This window comes from Streptomyces sp. NPDC107471 (assembly GCF_055582845.1).
In genome coordinates this window covers 212,619-235,046 of the sequence record NZ_JBVJPC010000009.1, presented here as the reverse complement: position 1 = coordinate 235,046, position 22,428 = coordinate 212,619, and the positions used below count along the sequence as shown (strand labels likewise).

Below are 22,428 nucleotides of genomic sequence, written 5' to 3'. Positions count from 1 at the left end.
ACTCATCGCCGCCACGTGACCGATTTCCCGCCGACCCCGGGCCTCAACTCACCCCGCTCCGCCCGCTACCGGCACGGCCCGCACCCATATCCGGTCCTCCGTCAGATACCGGTCACCGCGCAGCCCCGCCTCCCCCAGTGCCTCCTCGAACTGCTCCTGGGTCAGGGGGCGGGCCCGGAACGTCTGGGTCCAGGTGGCGTCCGGGAACTCGTACTCCACGTGGACCGAGTGGACGCCCGGCGCCACCGGTTCCGACGACACGATCCGCACGGTGAACCCGCCCGGGTCGACCCGCTCGCGCGGCAGAGCGGTGTGGTAGTCCTCGCCCTCCCGCTGGATCAGCACACAGCCGTCCGCCGCCACATGCCGGGCACAGGCGCGCAGCATCCCGCGCCGCACCTCCGGGTCGGCGTTGTGCACGAGGAACGACGCGAGCAGCACCACGTCGAAGGTCTCGCCCAGGTCCAGGCTTTCGATCGGCCCGCACACCGTGCGCGCCCCCCGCACGCGCTCCAGCATCTCGGCGGACTCGTCCACCGCGGTGACCGTGAACCCCCGCTCCAGCAGCGGTCCCGTCACCCGCCCCACACCACTGCCCAGCTCCAGGATGCGCGCCCCCGCCGGCACCGCCGCCGCGATGATGTCCGGCTCCGCTCCCACGGGCAGCCGCGAGTAGAGCTCGACCGCGCATCCGTCCGGGGTGATCGCCCCGGGTCCCGTCCCCTGATGTCCCGCTCGCCTCTTCAACTCCATACCCGTCCAACGGCCCACCTCCGCACGGCCGTTCCCCCATCGCACAGGTTCACCCGTCCGAGCGACGGGAGAACCAGCCACGCGCTACCGCCGGCGTCCGCCCTCCGACAGAACCACCGAAGCCCGGCCCACTGGCGGAATGACCTCGCCCGCCCCTAGGCAAATCGCTGACGCCCACCCACAGCCGAGCCCTCGCCCGTCGGCCCCGGCGGAGCCGCCCCCGCCCTACAGCCAGAAGAACCCATGCCCGATGTACCAGTGCCCTCCACCCCGCAGGTGATCCCCCACAGCCCGTTCCAGCGCCGTTCGCCGCGGCAGGGTCTCCGGGGGCAGGTCCGGGTCGCCGAACACGAACTGCACCGGCTCGGTGTCCTCCGGCTCAGGGTCCTGGGGGGCAATCCGGAAGCGTTCCTGGAAGCGGACGATGTTGGAGTCCGCGGGCAGGTACTCCTTCAACTGCGCGTCGAGCAGCCAGGAATGGCACAGCGCGGCACGGTACGGCTCGTCCGCGAAGTGGCGGGCGAAGAACTCGGCTGCCAGGGCCAGCGAGCGATCGCAGGCCGCCGGTGACAGCGGGCCGAGGAAGTCGGGGATGTGCAGGCTCAGACAGGGTGTCCCGGGAGCGAGGTCCAGTCCGGCCGCCGCGAGCGATCGGCTGTTCCACACCCCGTACCGCGTCCGCTCGAACTGGAGTCGCCCCAACTGGTACAGCTCGCCCCGCGCGTGCCGGGTCAGCCAGCCCGGTGACTGCACGCCCGCCCTGCCGTACCGCCTGCGGTGCACGGCCATGTTCCGCCCTAGGTCGGCGAGGGTGCGCCGGGACACCTCGTCCGGGATGCCGCGTGAACGGTGGTACGCGCGCGTGTGGGGCAGCGCCGCGACGAACACGTAGGCGGGGAAGCAGCGCTGGAGGGCGCCGGCCGGCCAGTCGAGCTCGGGCAGGACGACCGGGTCGTCGGCCTTGCCTATGTCCCGGACCAGTTCGTCCACGGAGTGCTCCAGGAACCGCCGCAGCTCCGGGTCGTCCATGACCCGTCGGCCCATCCGCACGAGTTCGTTGACGTCCTCGTGCGGTACGGCGAGCTCCACCAGCACCTCGGCCAGTTCGTCGGCGTCCGGCAGCACGCGGTCCCCCTGTTCGGCCCTGTGGTCGGCGTCTGTTCCGAAGAGTACGTTGCAAGGGAGGAGTGGTGATCCCGATGCGTACGGGCAGTGAGCCGACGACAGCGCGCAGCGCACTGCGGGCGCGGTTCTGGCTGAGCGTGTGGGGACTGGTCTGGGCGATCTTCGGCACGGCCGCGTTCGCACTGGCCGGTCGCCCCGGGTGGGCGATCGCCTGCGGTGTGCTGTGGCTGGTGATCACCGTCGACACGACGATGATCCTGCGGCACATCCGCCAGGGCCCGCACTACCAGCCGGGCCCCGACGTCCCGCCGTACCGCCCACCGGAGAGCCGCCCCCGGTAGTCCCACCGCGGACGGAAGGAGAGCCTCCACCGCCGGCCCCAGCAGACAACCGCGAAGCCAACATGGAGCATCTGGGAGCCGTCCCGGCAGCCACCGCGCCCCGCAGGCACCCCTGCATGCCCCGGCAACCGATCAGACACCCCTCCGCGCCGCACAGCCCCGTCACGAGTCGAAGCGGGCCGCCTTCAGGAACTCCGGGTTCGGGTCCAGCGCGGCCGCGAGGCGGAAGTGGCGCCTGGCCTGGTCGGGCCGCCCCTGTCGCTCATAGGTGCGGGCGAGCGCGAAGTGGGCGAAAGCGTTGTCCGGCTCGCGCTCCAGGACGATGGTGAACTCCAGCTCGGCGGGGCGCAGTTGCGCGGCGGCGAAGAAGGCTCGCGCGCGCAGCAGCCGGGCGGCGGTGTTCTCCGGGTGGGCGGCGATGACGGAGTCGAGCAGCTTCACCGCGCCCCGCGGGTCCCGCGCGGAGAGCAACTGCTCGGCTGCGCGGTAGTCGATGACATGCGTCTCCGGAGTACGTCCGGTCGATCCGCTGATCTCGGGCACGGCACAGTCCTTCCCTCACTGGAAGGGTTCAACGCCCGGACGGGGGGACGCTATTCCTGAGGCGCCCCGGTGGCACGGGCCCGGCGCACGAGCTCGTCCCACACCTCCCGCACCCGTCGGTGCAGCTCATCGAGGGGTACGTCGTTGTCGATCACGAGGTCCGCGATCTCCAGGCGCTTCTCGCGCGTCGCCTGGGCGGCCATACGCGCGCGTGCGTCCTGCTCGGTCATGCCGCGCAGCCGGACCAGCCGGTCGAGCTGGGTCTCGGGGCTCGCGTCCACGACGACGACGAGGTCGTAGAGCGGCGCGAGGGCGTTCTCCGCGAGGAGCGGGACGTCGTGGACGACGACGGCGTCCTCGGCGGCGGCGGACTCCAGTTCCTGGGAGCGGGCGCCCACCAGGGGATGGACGATGGAGTTCAGTACGGCGAGCCGGTCGGGGTCGGCGAAGACGATGGAGCCCAGCCTGGGCCGGTCGAGGCTGCCGTCCTCGGCGAGCACCTCCTCGCCGAAGGCCTCCACGACCGCGGCGAGGCCGGGCGTGCCCGGCGCGACGACCTCGCGTGCGATGCGGTCCGCGTCGATCAGGACGGCGCCGTGCTCCACGAGGAGCCTCGACACCTCACTCTTGCCGGCGCCGATACCGCCGGTCAGGCCCACCTTCAGCATGACCGGAAGCCTAGACGCTCGGTGCCGCGGGTCAGTTGTCGCCTTCCCGCTCCGCGAGGAAGCGTTCGAACTCCAGGCCGATCTCGTCCGCCGACGGGATGTCCACGGGCTCGGCGAGCATGTTGCCCCTGGTCTCCGCGCCGGCCGCCGCGTCGTACTGGTGCTCAAGGCCTTGGACCAGAGCCACGAGGTCCTCGTCGCCCTCCTGGATCTGGCGGTCGATCTCGGTCTGGGTGCGGTGGGCGTCGGTGCGCAGGGCGTGCGCGATGCCGGGCAGGACCAGTCCGGTGCCGGACGTGATGGCCTCCAGGACGGTCAGGGCGGCGTCCGGGTAGGGCGAGCGGGCGATGTAGTGCGGGACGTGCGCCGCGACGCCCAGGACGTCGTGCCCGGCCTCCATGAGCCGGTACTCGACCAGGGCCTCCGCGCTGCCGGGCACCTGGGCTTCGTCGAAGGGGCTGCGGTGGCCGGGCACGAGGTCGTGGCGGTTGCCGTGCGGGGTGAGGCCCACGGGGCGGGTGTGCGGGACGCCCATGGGGATGCCGTGGAAGTTCACGGACAGCCGGACCCCGAGCCGTTCCACGATCTGCTGGACGGCCGCGGCGAAGCGCTCCCACTCCACGTCCGGCTCCGGGCCCGACAGCAGCAGGAAGGGCGCTCCGGTGGCGTCCTGGACGAGCCGCACCTCGATGGTGGGCTCCTCGTAGTCCGTCCAGCGGTCGCGCTTGAAGGTGAGCAGCGGGCGGCGGGCGCGGTAGTCCACGAGCCGGTCGTGGTCGAACCGGGCCACGAGCTGGTGGGGCAGCGAGTCGAGCAGCCGGTCGACGATCTGGTCGCCGGTCTCGCCCGCGTCGATGTATCCGTCGAAGTGGTAGAGCATGACCAGACCGGCCGACTCCTGCGCGAGCGCCATGTCGACGACGGCGAGGCCCTTGGGCTCCCATGCGTACAAACCCTGCGGATCAAGCACAGTGACCGCTCCTCCTCGTGTTCATACGCTTCAACACGCCCTGGAACAGCGGCATTCCCACCCGAGCACCTGATCAGCCAACATCTGGGCCCTTTTCATGGCGGGCCTGAAGCGCAACGCGCCCCCGAAGGGGCGCGGGGAACTGCGCGCCCAGCCCCCACCGGCCGAGCAGCCGAACTACGAGCGAGGACAACACCGAGGGGCCGCACCTCGAAAGGTACGGCCCCTCAGTTACCGAGTTACCGGCTAAGCCTCAGCGGCAAGCGTTCAGCTCTGGCCACCGGCAAGCTTCTCGCGAAGCGCGGCGAGCGCCTCGTCGGAAGCCAGCGCGCCGGAGGTGTCCGCACCCTCGGAGGAGTACGAACCGCCACCGCCGCCGCCACCCGCGGCCGGAGCCGCACCGGCGGCGTCCCCGCCCTCGGCGGCAGCAGCCGCGTCGGCCTCGCGGGACTTGATGACCTGCTGCTGGTGCTGCTCGAAGCGGGTCTGCGCCTCGGCGTACTGGTTCTCCCACACCTCACGCTGGGACTCGTAACCCTCGAGCCAGTCGTTGGTCTCGGGGTCGAAGCCCTCGGGGTAGATGTAGTTGCCCTGGTCGTCGTACGACGCGGCCATGCCGTACAGGGTCGGGTCGAACTCGACCGAGGCCGGGTCGGAACCGAAGGCCTCGTTGGCCTGCTTCAGCGAGAGGCTGATGCGACGGCGCTCGAGGTCGATGTCGATGACCTTGACGAAGATCTCGTCGTTGACCTGGACGACCTGCTCCGGGATCTCCACGTGGCGCTCGGCCAGCTCGGAGATGTGGACCAGACCCTCGATGCCCTCGTCCACGCGGACGAACGCACCGAACGGAACCAGCTTCGTGACCTTGCCGGGCACGACCTGGCCGATCTGGTGGGTGCGGGCGAACTGCTGCCACGGGTCTTCCTGGGTCGCCTTCAGCGACAGGGAGACACGCTCGCGGTCCATGTCGACGTCGAGGACCTCGACGGTGACTTCCTGGCCGACCTCGACAACCTCGGAGGGGTGGTCGATGTGCTTCCAGGAGAGCTCGGAGACGTGGACCAGACCGTCGACGCCACCCAGGTCCACGAAGGCACCGAAGTTGACGATCGAGGAGACCACACCGGAGCGGACCTGACCCTTCTGCAGGGTCGTGAGGAACGTCTGGCGAACCTCGGACTGGGTCTGCTCGAGCCAGGCGCGGCGGGACAGGACCACGTTGTTGCGGTTCTTGTCCAGCTCGATGATCTTGGCCTCGAGCTCCTTGCCCACGTAAGGCTGGAGGTCGCGAACACGACGCATCTCGACGAGGGAGGCCGGCAGGAAGCCACGGAGGCCGATGTCGAGGATGAGACCACCCTTGACGACCTCGATGACGGTACCGGTGACGATCCCGTCCTCTTCCTTGATCTTCTCGATGGTGCCCCAGGCACGCTCGTACTGGGCGCGCTTCTTCGAGAGGATCAGGCGGCCTTCCTTGTCCTCCTTCTGGAGAACAAGGGCCTCGATCTCATCGCCCACGGCGACGACCTCGTTGGGGTCGACGTCGTGCTTGATGGAGAGCTCGCGGCTCGGGATAACGCCTTCGGTCTTGTAACCGATGTCGAGCAGGACCTCGTCCCGGTCGACCTTCACGATGACGCCGTCGACGATGTCGCCGTCGTTGAAGTACTTGATCGTCTCGTCGATCGCGGCGAGGAAGGCTTCCTCGTTACCGATGTCGTTGACCGCTACCTGCGGAGTGGTAGAGGTGGTCTCGGTGCTGCTCGTCATGTGGGAAAGGGCTCCGGTACGGACAGTGAGTCGTAGGTACTGCTTACGCCGGGAGCCTGTTTCGCTCTGAAGAAGCCGGACAGCCAAGGAAGCGCCACACAAAACCACTGGTGGCGCCTCGACAACCGAGGGGACATACAACAGATGCGAGCGCAGCCTGCTACGTCTGAGGAGCGCAGGCCCGCAGCGCAACTTGTAGCATACGGGGGCAGCCGGACAGGGTCAATGCGCGAAGGCGCACACCCGGGGCGGATCGCCGCATACCCGGCACAAAACCTGTCTCACGAGGCCACGCGCGCGTGACGGCGCCCCATTTATGACGGCCGCCGCGACGGGTTGGACGGAAGAGTACGACGAGGGAGCCGATCATCCAAGAGCCCGCATCACACCCGCAGGAGTCCGGCCCGGATGCCGACTCGCAGGCCACCCGCCGTGAGGCGGACGTCACGGAGAGCGCCCGCGCCAACCGTGGCTGGTGGGACCGCAACGCGGACGAGTACCAGGTCGAGCACGGCACCTTCCTCGGCGACGACCGCTTCGTGTGGGGCCCCGAGGGTCTCGACGAGGTGGAGGCGGAGCTGCTCGGGCCGCCCGAGGACCTCAAGGGCAGGGACGTCCTGGAGATCGGCGCCGGCGCGGCCCAGTGCGCGCGCTGGCTGGCCGCGCAGGGCGCCCGTCCCGTCGCCCTGGACATCTCCCACCGCCAGCTCCAGCACGCCCTGCGCATCGGCGCCTCCTTCCCCCTGGTGTGCGCCGACGCGGGAGCGCTGCCCTTCGCGGACGGCTCCTTCGACCTGGCGTGCTCGGCGTACGGCGCCCTGCCGTTCGTCGCCGACCCCGTGCTGGTGCTCAAGGAGGTGCGCCGCGTCCTGCGCCCGGGCGGCCGCTTCGTCTTCTCGGTGACGCACCCCATCCGCTGGGCCTTCCCGGACGAGCCCGGCCCCGAGGGCCTGTCCGTCTCCGCCTCCTACTTCGACCGCACGCCCTACGTCGAGCAGGACGAGGAGGGCCACGCGGTCTACGTCGAGCACCACCGCACGATCGGCGACCGGGTCCGTGACGTGGTGGCCGGCGGTTTCCGCCTGGTCGACCTGGTGGAGCCGGAGTGGCCGGCCTGGAACACCTCGGAGTGGGGCGGCTGGTCCCCGCTGCGCGGCAACCTGATCCCGGGCTCGGCGATCTTCGTGTGCGAACGGGACTGACGTACGAGGGCGGCCGCGGCCGTACGACACTGGGGACGTGATCCGTTACGACGCCCTGGACGCCCTTCCCGTACGCAGTGCCCTGCCCGCGCTGGGCGACGCCCTGGAGGGGCGCGGCAGCGCGGTGCTCGTGGCGCCGCCCGGCACCGGCAAGACGACTCTCGTCCCGCTGGTCCTCGCGGGCCTGCTGGACTCCGGGGCGCCCGCGCGGAGCGTCGTCGTCGCCGAGCCCCGCCGGATCGCCGCCCGCGCGGCCGCCCGGCGGATGGCGTGGCTGCTGGGCGAGCGGGTCGGCGAGAGCGTCGGCTGGACCGTGCGCGGCGAGCGGGTGGTCGGAGCGTCCACGCGCGTGGAGGTCGTCACGACGGGTGTGCTGCTCCAGCGGCTCCAGCGCGACCAGGAGCTCGCGGGCGTCGACGTGGTCGTCCTCGACGAGTGCCACGAGCGGCATCTGGACGCGGACACCACGGCGGCCTTCCTGTGGGACGTACGCCAGACCCTGCGGCCGGAGCTGAGGCTGGTGGCCGCGTCCGCGACGACCGACGCGCAGGGCTGGGCGCGGCTGCTGGGCGACGCGCCCGTCGTCGAGGCGGAGGGTGTCTCGCACCCGGTGGAGGTCGTCTGGGCGCCGCCCGCGCGTCCGGTACGGCCGCCGCACGGCATGCGGGTCGATCCCGCGCTGCTCACGCACGTGGCGTCGGTGGTGCGGCGGGCGCTGTCCGAACGGCCGGGGGACGTGCTGTGCTTCCTGCCCGGGGTGGGCGAGATCGCGCGCGTGGCCGGGCAGTTGGGCGGTCTCGGTGACGTGGAGGTGCTCCAGGTGCACGGGCGGGCGCCGGCGGCCGTGCAGGACGCGGTGCTGGCGGGCGGGGAGCGGCGCCGGGTGGTGCTCGCGACCGCCGTCGCGGAGTCGTCCCTGACCGTGCCGGGGGTGCGGGTGGTCGTCGACTCGGGGCTCGCGCGGGAGCCGCGTGTGGACCACGCGCGCGGACTGAGCGCGCTGGCGACCGTGCGGGCCTCGCAGGCCGCCGGGCGGCAGCGGGCGGGGCGGGCCGGGCGGGAGGCGCCGGGCGCGGTGTACCGGTGCTGGGCGGAGGCCGAGGACGCCCGCCTGCCGCGGTTCCCGTCGCCGGAGATCAAGGTGGCCGACCTGACGGCGTTCGCGCTCCAGGTGGCCTGCTGGGGTGATCCGGACGCGTCCGGTCTCGCGCTGCTGGATCCGCCGCCGGGCGGGGCGATGGCGGCCGCGCGGGCCGCTCTCGCGGCGGTGGACGCGGTGGATGCGGCCGGGCAGGCCACGGAGCGGGGTGTCCGACTGGCCCGGCTGGGGCTGCACCCGCGGGTGGGCCGGGCGCTCCTGGACGCGGCCGCGACGGTCGGCGGCGAGCGTGCCGCCGAGGTGGTCGCGCTGCTGAGCGAGGAGGCGCCGCGGGAGTACGGGGACGACCTCGCGGGCGCGTTGCGGGCCGCCCGGCGCGGAGGTGACGCCTACGCGGGGCGGTGGCGCACGGAGGTGCGCCGGCTGCGGGGCCTCGCGTCGGAGTCCCGGCGCCCGCAGGGCCCTGGCGCTCCCCGGCCGGTGGCGCCCGGGGAGGACGGGGTCGCCGGGCTCGTGGCCGCTCTGGCGTTCCCCGAGCGCGTGGCCAGGGCCGACGGCGGCTCCTGTCTCATGGCCTCCGGGACCCGCGCCGAACTTCCCGCCGGATCCCCGCTGCGCGGCGCCCCCTGGATCGCCGTGGCGGTCGCGGACCGTCCGGTCGGCAAGGGGCACGCACGCGTGCAGCTCGCCGCCGTGATCGACGAGGACACGGCCAGGTCGGCGGCGGCCTCCCTGCTCTCCGAGCGGCAGGAGGTGCACTGGGCGGACGGGGACGTCGTGGCCCGCCGGGTGGAGCGGCTCGGGGCGATCGAGCTCGCGGTACGGCCGCTGCGGGACCCGGACCCCGCGCTCGTACGGCAGGCCCTTCTGGAAGGGCTGCGCCAGGACGGGCTGCGGCTGCTGCGGTGGACGCCCGACGCCGGGCTCCTGCGGCAGCGGCTGGCGTTCCTGCGCCACCACCTCGGCGAGCCGTGGCCCGAGGTCTGCGACGAGGCGCTGCACGCGCGCGTGGACGAGTGGCTGGAGCCCGAGCTGGGCCGTGCCCGGCGCCGGGCCGACCTGGCGCGCATCGACGCCGGGCAGGCGCTGCACAGGCTGCTGCCCTGGGCCTCCGGTGAGGCCACGCGGCTCGACGAGCTGGCGCCGGAGCGGATCGCCGTACCGAGCGGGTCGCGGATCCGGATCGACTACGGCTCGCCGGAACAGCCGGTCCTCGCGGTGAAGTTGCAGGAGATGTTCGGGCTTCAGGAGTCGCCGCGGGTCGCCGGTGTGCCGCTTCTGGTCCATCTGCTCTCCCCCGCCGGGCGGCCCGCCGCGGTCACGGCCGACCTCGCCTCGTTCTGGCGGGACGGCTACAAGGGCGTGCGGGCGGAGCTGCGCGGCCGGTATCCGAAGCATCCGTGGCCGGAGGACCCGGCGGGCGCGGAGCCGACGCGGCACACCACCGCGCGGCTCAGGCGGTGACCGGTTCGGGTTCGTCGGCCTTCGCGGGGGCCGGGTGGCGGCCGCGGGCCTCCAGCAGCAGCGCGAGCGCCAGCAGCAGGACGCCCAGGACCAGGAAGCCCCACGGCAGGTACGAGGTCATGAGGAGGACGAGGGTGCGGTTCGACTTGACCAGGTCGACGGTGTGCCGGATGTAGTCCTCGCGCATCTTCACGTCGCCGGCGAAGACCGTCACCTTGTCGCGGTCGCCGAGCAGGGTGCCGCCGCGCAGTTCCTCCTTGTGGAGTTCCTCGCCGTAGACGGGGGCGCCGGTGAGGGGTTCGACCCAGAACCTGCGGACCGTGGTGTACCAGCGGGTGGTGCCGGTCTCGGCGATGGACTCGGGGGTGATGCCCTGGACCGGCATGGTCTTCGGGAAGGGCACCTTGGTCCAGGGGATGGTCTGCTCGAAGTAGTAGACGTCGAGGCCGCGGAAGTCCTGGGTGCCCTTGTAGTGGATGGGGGCCGAGGTGCGGGCCTGGGCGTCGAAGTACTCGTAGTCGCGTTTCTCGGTGAGGAAGGGCCACTTGAACTCGATGCCCTCGCGTTTCACGGGGTCGCCGTCGACCATCTCGCCGGTGGCGTGCACGGGGTCCTGGGTGTGGGCGTCGAAGATGTACCGCTCGGGGATCTTGGAGACCATCCTGCCGTCGGGTCCGACGACGTAGGACAGGCCGTCCCAGACGACGACGTCCTTCCCGGCCGTCTTCTCGATCTTCTCGGAGGCCTCCACGTTGCCCTTGAGGGTCTGCACGATGGTGACCTTGGAGACCTTCTTCGCGGTCATCGAGCCGTAGTCGATGAGGGTCGCGTCCCTGGCCTCCAGGACCATGTCCTGGTACTGGTTCGCGGGGATCTTCGCGAGGCGCGGGAAGGCGTACCAGCGCAGCAGCGGGGACAGCGCCGCGAAGAACACGGCGAGGGCGAGCAGGACCAGGCTGGTCTTGCGGCGCATCTCGGCCTCCCGGGGGTCACGGGTGTGCGGGCACCGTGGTCAGCAGCGGCTTCGGGGACGTCCCGCCGGTCGGCGTGCCGAGTGCGGTGATGGTGAGGACCAGCGCGAACGCGAGGGCGAGACCGGTCGCGGCGGCGATGAGGGCGCGCATGTCCACCTCCCGGCGCTCAGGAACTGATACATCGTCAGGTCCCGGCACGGTAGCAACGGGCGGGCGAGATGAGAACAGCTCGCGCATGCACGGAGGGCGCCCTGTCCGCCGTGGCGGAAAGGACGCCCTCCGAGGTGGGTCCGGTGCTTACGAACTCGCGCTGGGACTGGGCGAGGGGCTCGCCGGGGTGTCGGTGGAGGTGTCCGTGGCGGCCGCCACGGTCAGCGTCACGTCGAGCGTCGCGCCGCCCGCGGTGGTGATGCGGAGCACGAAGGTGCCTGTCGTGTCGTCGCCGTAGAGCTGCGGCAGTTTCAGCAGGCCGTCCGCGTCCGTCGTCAGACCCGTCAGGGTGCGGACGGTCTTGCCGTCGGCGTCCTTGAAGTAGGGGCCCTTGTCGTTGGCGGTCGCGTCGTCGGCCGACTTGATCAGGGTCGCGGTGGCGGCGACCTTGTCGGCTGCGGCGCCCTTGTAGGTGGCCTTGACCTGGATCGCGTCGGCGAACTGGCCGCCCGGGGTGCAGGTCGGCGCGGTGTCGCTGGTGCGCACGAGGGCGTCGGCGACGCGCTGGGTGACGGTGGCCGAGTAGATCGGGCCGGTGACGGTACGGCCGATGAGAGTGGCGCGGACCGCGAAGGTGCCGGTGGTCTCGCCGGCCTGGAGCGCGGGCGCGGTGGCCACGCCGGAGGCGTTGGTGAGGGCGGTGGCGACCTTCTCGCCGCCGGTGAAGGTGGCGTCGGTGTCGCCGACGATCGTGTAGCGGATCCGGACCTTGGCGACGCCCTTGCCGGCCGCGTTCTCCGCCTTGGTGCTGATCTTCTCGGTGAACGCGTCGCCCGCCGTGGCGGTGAGCTTCGCGGTGCCCGAGTCCTCCAGGTGGTCGACGGTCTGGGTGGGGGTGACCGGCGTCGTGGGCGGCGGGGTCGTCGGGGTCCCCGACGGGGGCGTGGTCGACGGCGGGGTCGTGCTCGGGGAGCCGGGCGTGCTCGGCTTCGGCGTGTTCGGCGTCGAGGGCGAGGACGGGGAGGAGGTCGAGCCGCCGCTGCCGGTGCTGCCGTCGCTGCGGCTGTCCGGGACGGTGCCGGTGCCGTCGGGGATCTCGTGGGTGCCCTTGCGGAAGTACTCCAGCCACGACAGGACCGTGTTGAGGTAGTCCCGCGACGGGTTGTAGCTGAGGATCGCTTGTTCCATGTCGCCGGCGTCCGACAGGTTCCAGCCGTTGCGGCACAGGTAGTGGCCGGCGGCGAGGGAGGCGTCGTAGATGTTGTTCGGGTCCTTCACGCCGTCGCCGTTGCCGTCGCGGCCGGCCCACGCCCAGGTGGACGGGATGAACTGCATGGGGCCGACGGCCGAGTCGTAGGCGCTGTTGCCGTCGTAGGCACCGTTGTCGGTGTCCTTGATGAGCGCGAAGCCGTTGCCGTCGAGCTGCGGGCCGAGGATCTTGGAGGTCGTGGTGCCGTCCGCGTCGACCTTGCCGCCGCGGGCCTGGCCCGACTCGACCTGACCGATGGCGGCGAGGAGCTGCCAGGGCAGGTTGCAGCCGGGCTTGGACTCCTGGAGTTCGGCCGCCGCCTTCTTGTAGGCGTCGAGGACGGTCGCCGGGATGCCCGCCTCGGACTGGACCGGGGAGATGGTGGCGGTGCCGTCGGTCGGCGCGGGGCTCGGGGTGTTCAGCGGCGGCAGGTCCGTGTAATAGGGCGAGTTGCCGGTCGCGCCGTCGTCGGTGGCCGCCGCGTCGGGAGTGGGCTGGGCGTCGGCGGCGGTGGATCTGCCGTGGTCGTCGACCGTGGCCCCCGGGGCCTGGGAGGCGGACAGTGCCGCGACCGCGGCCGCGGCCACGGCGGTGGTCACCGCTCCCTTGCGCAGCCTCCTGCCGAATTGCGCCGCCATAAAGTGAACCCCTCCTGTGGACGCCCGAGCGCCCTCTTCCGTCTGTCGCTCTCGTCCAGTAGTGACAGTCGAACCGTCCTGGAGGTTGCCCCTGGGACGCGCGGTAATTCCTGGTTCGCACGTTCGACCGAGCTCTCCAGCGCGGTGACCCGTGTGACCCTACGACAACTTCCTTTTCTCGGACACCGGTTCGTGCCCGATATTCACCGGTTGGCCATGTTCGATCGGTGCGGGATCGCGTCGCCCATACTGGACGGGACCGATCAGCCGGGCCGCCGCCCGGCCAACACCCCCTGCGAGGAGCCCCGTTGCCGTTCACCCTGAGCCACGCGGCGGCGGTGCTGCCCGCGGTGCGCACCGACGGAATGGGCCGGGGCCGACTGGTTCCGGCCGTGCTCGTGGCCGGATCCTTCTCTCCCGACATGACCTACTACGCGGCAAGTGTCGTGTCCGGGGCGATGGAGTTCGGCACCGTGACGCACTCGTTCCCGGGCGTCTTCACGGTCGACGTGCTCGTGGCCTGGGCCCTGGTGGGCCTGTGGCTGGTGCTGCGCGAACCGCTGGTGGCCCTGCTGCCACGGGGGCGGCAGGGCGGGGTGGCGGCGCTGCTGCGCTGCGGGGCGCCACGCGCACGCGTGCGCACGTCACTGGTCGTGCGCTGGTACGCCTCCGCCGTCGTCGGGGCGCTGACCCATGTCGTGTGGGACGCGTTCACGCATCACGACCGGTGGGGGATGCGGCTGTTCCCCGTCCTCGGCCGGGAGGTGGCCGGCTCCCCCGTGTTCTGGTACCTGCAGTACGGCGGTTCGGCGCTGGCCGCGGTGGTGATCGCCGTGTTCTGCGGGCGCGCGTTGCGCCGGGCCCCGGTGGCGGTCGGCCCGCGGGGCGTGCCCGTGCTGTCGGCGCGGGACAGGTGGGGGGCCGTGGCCGTGATCGGCGGCTGCATGGCGGTGGGGGCGTTGCAGCGGGCCTCGCGGTGGTGGGAGTACTGGGGTTCCACCGCGAAGCCCTGGGAACTGATCCCGACCCTCTGCTTCGGCGCGGGCGCCGGGCTGCTGCCCGGAGTGCTGCTGTACGCCGCCGGGGTCAGGCTGTGGCGCCCGGCCCCGGTGTCCGACGCCCCGGAAGAGGAGGCCGGTCTCCCGCTCGCCCGCTGACGCCGTCCGGGGCCGCGACGAACACCGTCATGGTGGGCATCGGACGGGACCGGGGCAGCAGGGTGAGGGCGAGAGCGAGATAACTCAGGGCCAGTTCGGCCCACAGCCTCGGACCGGACGGCTCTTCGCGTCCTACGACGTCCCGCTCGCGGCGGGCGACGCGGTGCCGTAGCTCGGTGGCGGCGTGGCGCAGGGAGGTGGTGAGGCGGGCGCCCGCTCGCGCTCGGCGCAGGAGTGTCGCCAGGTCGAAGGGGATGCGGGCGGTGCTTGCGGCGGCCGCGTGGGCCGGAACCGGGGGCCGTACGGACGGGGCCTTGTCGGCGTGCGCCTGTGCCTGCGTCCGTCCGGGGACCGCCCGGCCGTGGAGCATGCGTATACCCATGACGGCATCCTGGCCGGGGCGGCGAGCGGGGGCGCGGCGATGGGAGCCACGCGAGTGACGGTGCCTGCGGCGCTTGCGCGGATGCCGGGTCGGGGTCTCGGGTGGGTGCCGGTCGGTGGGGGCTGGTCGCGCAGTTCCCCGCGCCCCTGGGGAGCTGCAGTCACCCTGCGCCACAATGGACCCGCCGTGTCGCGCGGGCCGCCGCAGGCATCAGGGGCGCGGGGAACTGCGCGACCAGCCCCCACGCACCCGCACCCGCCGTATGCGACGCCCCACCCGGGCCGCGCGGGCCGCCGCAGGCAGGGGCGCGGGGAACTGCGCGACCAGCCCCCACGCACCCGCACATGCACGTGTAGCCGCACCCGCACAGACCCCCCGCCCAACCGCCGGAGGCTAGTGCGCTGCGGATTCCCAGTCCGTGCCGTCGCCCACCGAGACGCCCAGCGGGACGTTCAGCCGCACCGCGTCGGACATCTCGCGGCGGACGATCTCCTCCGCGGCCTGCCGCTCCCCCGGCGCGACCTCCAGCACGATTTCGTCGTGCACCTGGAGCAGCATGCGGGAGGCGAGACCGGCGTCCCGCAGGGCGCCGTCCACCTTGAGCATCGCGATCTTGACGATGTCGGCCGCCGTGCCCTGGATCGGCGCGTTGAGGGCCATCCGCTCGGCCGCCTCACGCCGCTGCCGGTTGTCGCTGTTGAGGTCGGGCAGATACCGCCGGCGCCCGAAGAGCGTCGCCGTGTACCCGGTGGCCCGCGCCTCGTCGACCGCCCGGCGCAGATAGTCCCGCACCCCGCCGAACCGCTCGAAGTACGCGTCCATGAGGGCCCGCGCCTCCCCCGCCTCGATGTTGAGCTGCTGCGAGAGCCCGAACGCGGACAGCCCGTACGCCAGCCCGTACGACATCGCCTTGATCTTGCGCCGCATCTCCGCGTCGACCGCGTCGGGCTCGACCGCGAAGACCTGCGCGGCGGCCGTGGTGTGCAGGTCCTCCCCGGAGGTGAACGCCTCGATGAGGCCCTCGTCCTCGGACAGGTGGGCCATCACCCGCAGCTCGATCTGGCTGTAGTCAGCGGTCATGAGGGACTCGAAGCCGTCCCCCACCACGAACCCGCGCCGGATCGCCCGGCCCTCGTCCGTGCGGACCGGGATGTTCTGCAGGTTCGGGTCCGTCGACGACAGCCGGCCCGTCGCCGCGACCGTCTGGTTGAACGTCGTGTGGATACGGCCGTCCGCGGCGATCGTCTTGATCAGGCCCTCCACGGTCACCCGCAGCTTGGCCTGCTCTCGGTGCCGGAGCATGATCACCGGGAGTTCGTTGTCCGTCTGGGTCGCCAGCCAGGCGAGCGCGTCGGCGTCGGTGGTGTAGCCGGTCTTCGTCTTCTTCGTCTTCGGCAGGCCCAGCTCTCCGAAGAGGACCTCCTGGAGCTGCTTGGGCGAGCCGAGGTTGAACTCGTGCCCCGCCGCCGCGTGCGCCTCCTTCACGGCCTGCTGGACCGCCCCGGCGAACATCTGCTCCATGGCCTCCAGGTGCGCCCGGTCGGCCGCGATGCCGTGCCGCTCCATGCGGGCCAGCAGGGCGGAGGTGGGCAGCTCCATGTCCCGCAGCAGATCGGCGGCGCCGACCTCCTCCAGGCGGCCCTCGAAGGCGATGCCCAGGTCGAGCACGGCCCGCGCCTGGATCATCAGCGCATCGGCCTCGGCCCCGTCGTCCGCGCCGAAGGCGAGCTGCCCGTCGGCCGCGGCGGCGGGCGCCAGCTCCCGGCCCAGGTACTCCAGCGACAGCGCGTCCAGGTCGAAGGAGCGGCGCCCCGGCTTGACGAGGTACGCGGCGAGCGCGGTGTCCATGGTGACGCCGGCGACGCTCCAGCCGTGCTCGGCGAAGACCCGCATGGCGCCCTTGGCGTTGTGCAGCATCTTGGGCCGGTCGGCGTCGGCGAGCCAGGCGGCCCAGGCCCTCTCGTCGGCCTCGTCCAGCTCGGAGGGGTCGAACCAGGCGGCGGCCCCGCCGGACGCGGCGAGCGCGACCTCGGCGACCGAGCCGGTGCCCAGGCCCCAGGTGTCGACCGTGGCGAGACCGAGGGGCTGCCCCGAACCGTGCTCGGCGAGCCAGCCGGCCAGCTCGCCGGTGCCGAGCACCGTGCCGTCCACCGCCACGCCGGGCGCGGCGACCGGGGCGCCCTCGGCCTCCTCGGCGCCCGGGTCGACGGCCAGGAGCCGCTCCCGCAGGGACGGGTTCCTGATCTCCAGGGTGTCGAGGATCATCGCGAGCGTCTTGCGGTCGTACGGGGCGCGCTCCAGGTCGGTGACCGTCTTCGGCAGCTCCACCGTGCGCACCATCTCGGTGAGGCGGCGGTTGAGCTTGACGGCCTCCAGGTGGTCGCGGAGGTTCTGCCCGGCCTTGCCCTTGACCTCCTCGACGCGCTCGACCAGCTCCGCGAACGAGCCGAACTGGTTGATCCACTTCGCGGCGGTCTTCTCGCCGACGCCGGGGATGCCGGGGAGGTTGTCGGACGGGTCGCCGCGCAGGGCCGCGAAGTCGGGGTACTGGGCGGGCGTCAGGCCGTACTTCTCGAAGACCTTCTCCGGGGTGAACCGGGTCAGCTCCGAGACGCCCTTCGTGGGGTAGAGCACGGTGGTGTGCTCGGAGACGAGCTGGAAGGAGTCGCGGTCGCCGGTGACGATCAGCACGTCGAAGCCCGCGGCCTCGGCCTGGGTGGCGAGGGTGGCGATGACGTCGTCGGCCTCGAAGCCGTCGACCGCGAAGCGCGAGACGTGCATCGCGTCGAGGAGCTCGCCGATCAGCTCGACCTGGCCCTTGAACTCGTCCGGGGTCTTGGAGCGGTTGGCCTTGTACTCCGTGAACTCCTCGGAGCGCCAGGTCTTGCGGGACACGTCGAAGGCCACCGCGAAGTGGGTGGGGGCCTCGTCGCGCAGGGTGTTGGCCAGCATCGACGCGAAGCCGTAGATCGCGTTCGTCGGCTGGCCGGTCGCGGTGGTGAAGTTCTCCGCGGGCAGCGCGAAGAACGCGCGATAGGCCAGCGAGTGCCCGTCCATGAGCATCAGGCGCGGGCGGCTGCCGCCGGGGCTGTTGTCGGTCTTCTTCGCTGCTGTCTCTGCCACGCCCCCGATCCTGCCACGCCCCACTGACAGTCAGGCCCGTCCGCCGCCGACGGCACGCACGGCGCACGCTGTGCCGACGCTTCCCGTGGGCCCGGCAAACGTCGTTGTCAGCCGCGCGTGCGAGGATCGGAGACGTACCTCACATGTGTGCGCGAAGGAGAGAGTCCGATGGCCACGAAGCCGCCCAAGGGTGATCCGGTTCAGGACGCTCCACAGGTCACCGAACCGAAGCACGCGGCGGCCGGCCTCCCCGCCATCGGCCACACCCTGCGGATCGCCCAGCAGCAGATGGGCGTGAAGCGCACCGCGCTGACCCTGCTGCGCGTCAACCAGAAGGACGGCTTCGACTGCCCCGGCTGCGCCTGGCCGGAGCCCGAGCACCGGCACTCGGCCGAGTTCTGCGAGAACGGCGCGAAGGCGGTCGCCGAGGAAGCCACCCTGCGCCGCGTCACCCCCGAGTTCTTCGCCGCGCATCCCGTCGCCGACCTCGCGACCAGGAGCGGCTACTGGCTCGGCCAGCAGGGCCGGCTCACCCACCCCATGTACGTCCCCGAGGGCGGCACCCACTACGAACCGGTGACCTGGGAGCGCGCCTTCGACATCGTCGCCGAGGAGATCGCCGCCCTCGGCTCCCCCGACGAGGCCGTCTTCTACACCTCGGGACGCACCAGCAACGAGGCCGCGTTCCTCTACCAGCTCTTCGCCCGCGAGCTCGGCACGAACAACCTGCCGGACTGCTCCAACATGTGCCACGAGTCGTCCGGTTCGGCACTCAGCGAGACCATCGGCATCGGCAAGGGCAGCGTCCTGCTCGACGACCTCTACAAGGCCGACCTGATCATCGTCGCCGGACAGAACCCGGGCACGAACCACCCCCGGATGCTCTCCGCCCTGGAGAAGGCCAAGGCGAACGGCGCGAGGATCATCAACGTCAACCCGCTGCCCGAGGCCGGCCTGGAGCGCTTCAAGAACCCGCAGACCCCCCAGGGCATGGTCAGGGGCGCCGCGCTCACCGACCTGTTCCTCCAGATCCGCATCGGCGGCGACCAGGCCCTCTTCCGCCTCCTCAACAAGCTGATCCTCGACACCGAGGGCGCCGTCGACCGGGCCTTCGTCGACGAACACACCCACGGCTACGAGGAGTTCGCCGCAGCCGCCCGCGCCGCCGACTGGGACGAGACACTCGCCGCGACCGGTCTCACGCGCGCGGAGATCGAGGAAGCCCTCTCCATGGTCCTCGCCTCCGAGCGGACCATCGTCTGCTGGGCCATGGGCCTCACCCAGCACAAGCACTCCGTGCCGACCATCCGCGAGGTCGTCAACTTCCTCCTCCTGCGCGGCAACATCGGCCGCCCCGGCGCCGGCGTCTGCCCGGTCCGCGGCCACTCCAACGTCCAGGGCGACCGCACCATGGGCATCTTCGAGCGCCCCGCGCCCGCCTTCCTGGACGCCCTGGAGAAGGAGTTCGGCTTCGCCCCGCCGCGCGAGCACGGCTTCGACGTGGTCCGCGCCATCCGCGCCCTGCGCGACGGCGAGGCCAAGGTCTTCTTCGCCATGGGCGGCAACTTCGTCTCCGCCTCCCCCGACACCGACGTCACCGAGGCCGCCATGCGCCGGGCCCGCCTGACCGTGCACGTGTCGACCAAGCTCAACCGCTCGCACGCGGTCACGGGCGCGCGTGCCCTGATCCTGCCCACCCTGGGCCGCACCGAGCGCGACCTCCAGGGCAGCGGCGAGCAGTTCGTGACGGTCGAGGACTCCATGGGCATGGTGCACGCCTCCCGGGGCCGACTGGAGCCCGCGAGCGGGCAGTTGCTGTCCGAGCCCGCCATCGTGTGCCGCCTGGCCCGCCGCGTCCTCGGCGAGAACAGCGCCACGCCCTGGGAGGAGTTCGAGAAGGACTACGCCACCGTCCGCGACCGCATCGCCCGCGTGATCCCCGGCTTCGAGGACTTCAACGCGCGTGTGGCCCGCCCCGGCGGCTTCACCCTGCCGCACGCCCCGCGCGACGAGCGCCGCTTCCCCACCGCCACCGGCAAGGCCAACTTCACGGCCGCGCCCGTCGAGTACCCCGAGCTGCCCGAGGGCCGGCTGCTGCTGCAGACGCTGCGCTCGCACGACCAGTACAACACCACGATCTACGGCCTCGACGACCGCTACCGCGGCATCAGGAACGGCCGCCGGGTCGTCCTGGTCAACCCCGAGGACGCGTCCGGGCTCGGGCTCGCCGACGGGTCGTACGTCGACCTCGTCAGCGAGTGGAAGGACGGCGTGGAGCGGCGGGCCCCCGGGTTCCGGGTCGTGCACTACCCGACCGCCCGGGGCTGCGCGGCCGCCTACTACCCCGAGACCAACGTCCTGGTGCCGCTGGACGCCACCGCCGACACCAGCAACACCCCGGCCAGCAAGTCCGTCGTCGTACGTCTGGAACAATCGACTACCGACTGAGCGTTTGCTCAGCGCAGGCAGTCGTAGCTACCAGGACGAACGGAGCCCGCCCATGGGTGAGCAGCAGCACGCCACGTTCCCGCAGGAGGTCATCGACGAGTACGCCGCGCTCGGCGTCGACCTCGTCGCCATGTTCTCGGCCGGGCACCTGGGCACCCGCATGGGCGTGCAGATCGTCGAGGCCTCCGCGGACCGCGTCGTCGGCACCATGCCCGTCGAGGGCAACACCCAGCCGTACGGCCTGCTGCACGGAGGCGCCTCCGCCGTGCTCGCCGAGACCCTCGGGTCCGTCGGCTCCATGCTGCACGCCGGCAGCTCCAAGATCGCGGTCGGCGTGGACCTGAACTGCACCCACCACCGCGGAGTGCGCTCGGGACTGGTCACCGGCGTGGCCACACCCGTGCACCGGGGCCGGTCCACCGCCACGTACGAGATCGTGATCAGCGACGAGGAGGGCCGCCGGGTCTGCACCGCCCGACTGACCTGCCTGCTCCGGGACACCCCGACCCGCTAGGGCCTCCGGCGGACCGGGCCGACATCACGGGCCCCGGAAGCCACCCAATTGACCGGGACCTGTGGACCGGCAGCACGGGTGCGGAGAGCTGTCCGGCGGGCCGGCGGGCCGGCATCACAAGTGCCGGTAGCTGCCCGGCGGACCGGCACCACAGGCGCCGCAAGCCGTCCGGCCCATCGGCATCACAGGTCCCGAAAGCCCCGGCGGGCTGGCGGGCCAGCAACACAGGGCCGAAAGCCGTCCGGCGGACCGGCATCACGGGAGCCGGAAGCTGTCCGGCGGACCGACAACACAGGTGCCGGTAACCGCCCGGCGAACCGGCACCACAGGTGCCGAAAGCCACCCGGCGGGCCGGCGGGCGGCATCACAGGGCCGCAAGCCGCCCGGCGGACCGGCACCACGGGAGCCGGAAGCTGTCCGGCGGACCCGCACCACAGGTGCCGGAAGCCGCCCCGCGGACCGGCGGACCGACACCACGGACACCGGACGCCGCCTGGCCGACCGGCATCACAGGTGCCGGAAGCGCCCGGCCGACCGGCATCACAGGGCCGCAAGCCGTCCAGCCGACCGGCACCACGGGTGCCGGTGCACCGGTCCGCAGCCCCGTCCCCGCCCGGCGTCCCGCGCCCGGGCGCCCGCCTCGGCGCCCCCTCCGCCTCGCGCCCCGACCCACCAGCCCGCGCGCTCCGACGGCCCCGCACAGATCCCGCCGCACGCCCGGCCCGCCCGCCGCTCGGCCGGGCGTCCCCTCCGCCTCGCACCCCCACACCCCAGCCCCCGCACGCCGACGGCCCCGCACAGACCCGCCGCACGCCCGGCCCGCCCGTCGTCCGGCCGGTACACACCGACCCCTGACTCTCCCGACATGCACCGCTCCCCTCCGCCGCCCCGCAGAGATCCGCGCCGGACAGCCCCCGAGGCGCCCCCCGGCTGGGCACGCCCCCCCCCGGACCCCCTACCGTTCTCCCATGACCGGTATCGGCCCCGTCGAGCCCGTCGACTCACCGGATTCCGGGGAGACTTACGACGTCATCGGCACCGACGGGCCCCGACTGACGGACCGTTGGAGCGCCCGGTGGCGCGGACTGACGCCCCGCGCCCGCAGAACCACCCTCACCGCCACCGCAATCACCCTGCTGGCAGCCGGAGTTCTGGTCCCCCGCAACCTCTCCGCGGACCCCCGCCCCGAGCCCGAGCGCACCCCCGTCCCCTGGCCCGCCAACGTCACCGCCTGGCGCTACCTCGGACCCGCCGGACTCCCCCGACCCCCCGGCACCCACCCCACCAGCGGCCGCTTCCGCTTCGCCGTCGACGTCCACAGCGGGCCCCCCGTCACCCTCCAGGTCACCGGCGCCGCCTTCACCGGCCTCACCGCCCACGCGCTGCCCGACGCCTTCACCGTGCACCCCGGCACCACACGCCGGGTCACCGTCGAGATATCGGTTTCCGACTGTTCGGGCCTGCCCCGTAATGCGGACCTACCTTTTCTTGACGTAACGCTCCGTAACGCGCGCGCAATACAGCATCACAGCTTCATCTTCGGCCAGGCCTATTCCCGCGACCTTTTCCGGCTCCTCCGGGGCGCCTGCGCCCCGGCACCGGCGCCACAGCCCGGACGGCCAAGCGGAAGTGCAGGTTCTCAAAATGCGGACTGAGGGAGTAACCCGCCAAACCGGCCGAGAGTCCCCTCCGCGGAAGCCCGCCATCCATCACGTCATAACAAGAAAGTCACAAGCCCGTGCACAGCGATGCCGCTGCCCGCAAACCGGGCTTAGAGTCACGGCCAGTCACCGCTCCATCGGGAGTTCGGTAAAGCGCGGGCACCAGCCGCACCCACGAGGGCGCGCGTGCC

The 22,428-nt window shown here is 72.2% G+C and carries 18 protein-coding genes; 7 read left to right on the top strand and 11 right to left on the bottom strand.

Annotated elements, in window-relative coordinates; translation table 11 throughout:
• Positions 1-48 precede the first annotated feature (48 nt).
• The gene (locus ACZ66S_RS29195) at positions 49-753 is read right to left on the bottom strand and encodes a class I SAM-dependent methyltransferase (protein WP_469904521.1); all 705 of its coding nucleotides are present in this window, start codon (positions 751-753) and stop codon (positions 49-51) included.
• A gap of 225 nt (positions 754-978) precedes the next feature.
• Positions 979-1,878: an acyltransferase domain-containing protein gene (locus ACZ66S_RS29190; protein ID WP_469904520.1), complete on the bottom strand. Its 900-nt coding sequence runs from the start codon at positions 1,876-1,878 to the stop codon at positions 979-981.
• Positions 1,879-1,952: 74 nt separating this feature from the next.
• Here ACZ66S_RS29190 and ACZ66S_RS29185 point away from each other — a divergent pair, with 74 nt between their 5' ends.
• Positions 1,953-2,219 (top strand): DUF6343 family protein, encoded by a 267-nt coding sequence (locus ACZ66S_RS29185; protein WP_469904519.1) that lies wholly within the window; start codon positions 1,953-1,955, stop codon positions 2,217-2,219.
• Positions 2,220-2,381: 162 nt separating this feature from the next.
• Here the strand turns inward: ACZ66S_RS29185 and ACZ66S_RS29180 are convergent, their stop codons facing one another.
• From ACZ66S_RS29180 to rpsA, 4 genes are all read right to left on the bottom strand, one after another.
• Positions 2,382-2,762 carry a tetratricopeptide repeat protein gene (locus tag ACZ66S_RS29180; RefSeq protein WP_031050570.1) on the bottom strand — a complete coding sequence of 127 codons (381 nt, stop codon included), beginning with the start codon at positions 2,760-2,762 and terminating at the stop codon, positions 2,382-2,384.
• Positions 2,763-2,812: 50 nt separating this feature from the next.
• Positions 2,813-3,430, bottom strand: a complete 618-nt coding sequence (gene coaE / locus ACZ66S_RS29175; protein ID WP_469904518.1) for a dephospho-CoA kinase — start codon at positions 3,428-3,430, stop codon at positions 2,813-2,815.
• 31 nt (positions 3,431-3,461) lie between these two features.
• The gene (locus ACZ66S_RS29170) at positions 3,462-4,400 is read right to left on the bottom strand and encodes a PAC2 family protein (RefSeq protein WP_469904517.1); all 939 of its coding nucleotides are present in this window, start codon (positions 4,398-4,400) and stop codon (positions 3,462-3,464) included.
• A 267-nt stretch (positions 4,401-4,667) separates the two neighbouring features.
• The gene (gene rpsA / locus ACZ66S_RS29165; RefSeq protein ID WP_020120009.1) at positions 4,668-6,176 is read right to left on the bottom strand and encodes a 30S ribosomal protein S1; all 1,509 of its coding nucleotides are present in this window, start codon (positions 6,174-6,176) and stop codon (positions 4,668-4,670) included.
• Between the two features lie 365 nt (positions 6,177-6,541).
• On the opposite strand from rpsA, the gene ACZ66S_RS29160 reads away from it, so the two are divergent.
• Together ACZ66S_RS29160 and hrpB are read left to right on the top strand one after the other, a co-directional pair.
• A complete protein-coding gene (locus tag ACZ66S_RS29160) occupies positions 6,542-7,378 on the top strand; it encodes a class I SAM-dependent methyltransferase (RefSeq protein WP_469904731.1) in 837 nt (278 codons plus the stop codon).
• 37 nt (positions 7,379-7,415) lie between these two features.
• Positions 7,416-9,941 carry an ATP-dependent helicase HrpB gene (gene hrpB / locus ACZ66S_RS29155; RefSeq protein WP_469904516.1) on the top strand — a complete coding sequence of 842 codons (2,526 nt, stop codon included), beginning with the start codon at positions 7,416-7,418 and terminating at the stop codon, positions 9,939-9,941.
• Here the strand turns inward: hrpB and pgfA are convergent.
• The 3 genes from pgfA to ACZ66S_RS29140 all read right to left on the bottom strand — a co-directional run bounded on the left by pgfA (position 9,931) and on the right by ACZ66S_RS29140 (position 12,952).
• Positions 9,931-10,914, bottom strand: a complete 984-nt coding sequence (pgfA, locus tag ACZ66S_RS29150; RefSeq protein ID WP_469904515.1) for a cell envelope lipid trafficking protein PgfA — start codon at positions 10,912-10,914, stop codon at positions 9,931-9,933. The genes hrpB and pgfA overlap by 11 nt on opposite strands.
• 16 nt (positions 10,915-10,930) lie before the next feature.
• On the bottom strand, positions 10,931-11,065 hold the full coding sequence (locus ACZ66S_RS29145) for an SPW_0924 family protein (protein WP_106409822.1): 135 nt from the start codon (positions 11,063-11,065) through the stop codon (positions 10,931-10,933).
• Positions 11,066-11,212: 147 nt separating this feature from the next.
• Positions 11,213-12,952 (bottom strand): lytic transglycosylase domain-containing protein, encoded by a 1,740-nt coding sequence (locus tag ACZ66S_RS29140; protein WP_469904514.1) that lies wholly within the window; start codon positions 12,950-12,952, stop codon positions 11,213-11,215.
• 308 nt (positions 12,953-13,260) lie between these two features.
• Between ACZ66S_RS29140 and ACZ66S_RS29135 the strand changes: the two genes are divergently transcribed.
• On the top strand, positions 13,261-14,109 hold the full coding sequence (locus ACZ66S_RS29135; protein WP_469904513.1) for a DUF4184 family protein: 849 nt from the start codon (positions 13,261-13,263) through the stop codon (positions 14,107-14,109).
• On the opposite strand, the gene ACZ66S_RS29130 is transcribed toward ACZ66S_RS29135, so the two are convergent.
• Positions 14,039-14,491: a hypothetical protein gene (locus ACZ66S_RS29130; RefSeq protein WP_469904512.1), complete on the bottom strand. Its 453-nt coding sequence runs from the start codon at positions 14,489-14,491 to the stop codon at positions 14,039-14,041. The genes ACZ66S_RS29135 and ACZ66S_RS29130 overlap by 71 nt on opposite strands.
• Before the next feature lie 393 nt (positions 14,492-14,884).
• Positions 14,885-17,614 (bottom strand): DNA polymerase I, encoded by a 2,730-nt coding sequence (gene polA / locus ACZ66S_RS29125; RefSeq protein ID WP_469904511.1) that lies wholly within the window; start codon positions 17,612-17,614, stop codon positions 14,885-14,887.
• A gap of 168 nt (positions 17,615-17,782) precedes the next feature.
• Between polA and ACZ66S_RS29120 the strand changes: the two genes are divergently transcribed.
• The 3 genes from ACZ66S_RS29120 to ACZ66S_RS29110 all read left to right on the top strand — a co-directional run bounded on the left by ACZ66S_RS29120 (position 17,783) and on the right by ACZ66S_RS29110 (position 22,231).
• Positions 17,783-20,062, top strand: a complete 2,280-nt coding sequence (locus ACZ66S_RS29120; RefSeq protein ID WP_469904510.1) for an FdhF/YdeP family oxidoreductase — start codon at positions 17,783-17,785, stop codon at positions 20,060-20,062.
• Positions 20,063-20,114: 52 nt separating this feature from the next.
• Positions 20,115-20,576, top strand: coding sequence for a hotdog fold thioesterase (locus ACZ66S_RS29115; protein WP_469904509.1), 462 nt, complete (start codon positions 20,115-20,117; stop codon positions 20,574-20,576).
• Between the two features lie 968 nt (positions 20,577-21,544).
• Positions 21,545-22,231 (top strand): hypothetical protein, encoded by a 687-nt coding sequence (locus ACZ66S_RS29110; protein WP_469904508.1) that lies wholly within the window; start codon positions 21,545-21,547, stop codon positions 22,229-22,231.
• Positions 22,232-22,428 lie beyond the last annotated feature (197 nt).